At 61.1% G+C, this 2,355-nt stretch carries 1 protein-coding gene; it reads right to left on the reverse strand.

Annotated elements, in window-relative coordinates:
• Window positions 1–53 precede the first annotated feature (53 nt).
• The coding region (locus tag H5U08_RS15975; protein WP_297035305.1) for a VWA domain-containing protein at window positions 54–2,355 on the reverse strand (2,302 nt) is incomplete at its 5' end.

Genomic DNA, 2,355 nt, shown 5'->3' on the forward strand with positions numbered 1-2,355 from the left:
CACCTGTTCAGCCTGAGGAACTCCCAGTAATTGCCAGAATACCGCGGTGACGTTCACGACCGGGCCTCCCCGTGGCAGGAAGCGCGGGCCAGCAGACCCATTTCCGAAATCAGCCCAAGTGCCGCCGCCAGTATGAACCACGGCCACCACTCGCGGAACCGACCTGCCGGAGTGTCATTACCTTCGGCGTTCACCAGGACATGCGATCGCCCCAACTGCGACGATATTTCTTCGGCGCGGAGATAGTCGGGGACGGATTCCTCTGCCGGCCCCGCCACGGCGATGGGAATGTCTTCCACCGGTCGTCCCAGCACGGGAGGGGCGGAACGGCCATCCTGTCGCGCTCCGTCAGCCGCAGTGTCCGCGCCAAATCCCTCCGAATTCCCGGCAGGACTTCCCGCGGAGGATCCCTGATAGCAAACGAGATGGTACAGCCCCCGTCGGGGAAATCCTCGAAGAGCGACGCCGTAGCGACGGGCTTCGAGAGCCTCGGGAACAAGCGGGCTCATTTCCCCCTTCGGATCAACAAGTTGCCACGACTCGCCCATCGGATCATCCACCGCGAGACGGAACATATCCGAGGTGGCCAAATTGCGTCGCGGGCAGGTGCTGTCCACGAGCCTGCGGAGCAACCGATCGAACACGACAACCGCGTATGAGGCACACATGGTGTTCCAATCGCGAAACAGTCCGCTGGTGATAAAAATCGTGCGGCCTTCCCCCAGTTGGCGTTCCACCATAAACGGCAGCCCATTGGTGTAACGCGCCAGCACCTGTACTTCAGTTGGAGAAGAGTTTGGCCCGGCGGAAGCCGAATTGGTAGCCATCACCCTTGAGTTGTCCCCAGTCTTTTCAGGCACAATCCTTTCCCGTTGCAGGTCCCACCGCCACATCAACCAGCTTCGTTCGCTGTTGCCGGACGTTTGGGCAAAGGACGTGGTTTGCGCGGTCGTCTTTCGGGCTGGCTTTGGGCTCGGAGGGCTCATTTGAACCGCGGATGGCCCAAGGTCCACCTCCACGGCTTGGAAGAAGAAGACCGGCTGGTAAAACCGCGCCAATTCGGACTCATCAAATTCCTCGATCCGAAAACAGGGATCCTGAAGGGTGCGCACATCGAGCTGAAACGGCTCCAGTCGGGTCACACCGGGCAGGGGCAGCCGACCGTAGAAACTGGGTAGCAATCGCCCCGGCAAAATCTCATATGGCGCACCACACGCGCGCGACCACGCAACCGGATCGAATTCCCCACCTGCCGCCACCACCAGGTTGCCACCCTGACGAACGAAATCGGCCAGCAAATCCAACCGGGGAGATGGATCACGCACGCCCGCCACCACGAGCACCCGAGTGTTCGCAAGTCGGGAAGGAGAAAGCTCATCCAGAGTAACGGCCTGGCCGACCAGTCCAAACGCGGCTTCTTCGAAGGACGTTGCCAGGAGTTTGCGGAGGAAGAATGTTTCTCCATATCGGCCGGCAGCGGGATCCTCGTTTCGGCCATATTGATCCACGAACAGAATCGGCGATGTCTTGAAGACAGGCAGGAGGACGGTGGCCGAGTTATCGTCCTCCAGAGGATCGGGGGGCAAACTGACCTGGATGTCGAGCCAGCTCAATTCCGTCTGCTGAGGAAGAACGGACAAAGAATACGGCGGGAATTCGACCTCCCGCTCCTGTCCCGGCTGAAGATCGACCGGCTGCGTCGCCACGACATTTCCCCGGACAAGCAACCGCACCAGGACGCCCTCGCGCGGCTTGCTCCCTTCATGACGCACCCATGCGCGAACCCGCACCGAGCCGCCCGGCTGGAGATACCGTTCCGGAATCCACACGCGGCTGATCCATGTGTTTTCGGGAACGTCGGGTTGAATGAGAACGATTTCCGGTGTCGCGGGGAGATCTCGAACCACCTGAGCCAGTCCGGTCCCGGCCGACTGTGACCGCTGAAAATCGCTCAAAATGACGATCCTTTTTTGGCGGGGGTCGGGAAAGCGGCGACAGAGATCGGCGACATCCGCGAGGGCCGCACGGAGATCTCCGCTACGATCCAGCGGGAACAGGCCCCTGATCACGTCCGCTGCTTCTTCCGGCGGTCCAAAATCGCAGCGTACGACCTCGTTGGGCGCGCGAACAAACGGAACCACAGAGACACGGCTTTCCGGGGGTAAATCCTTGAGGAGGGCCAAAGCCCGGTCCCGCGCTTCGTCCCAGAGGGAGCGGCCCAGCACCTGATAGTTCATGCTCAGGGAATTATCCAAAACAAGGAGAAGATGCGTTGCGACGCGCGATCCGGAGACACCCGGCTGGCCCCAGTGAGGACGCGCCATCCCGATGGCAAACAGAAGCAAGCACGCCATC

Origin of the sequence: Thermogutta sp., assembly GCF_014359955.1 — a bacterium.
Taxonomy (GTDB): domain Bacteria; phylum Planctomycetota; class Planctomycetia; order Pirellulales; family Thermoguttaceae; genus Thermogutta.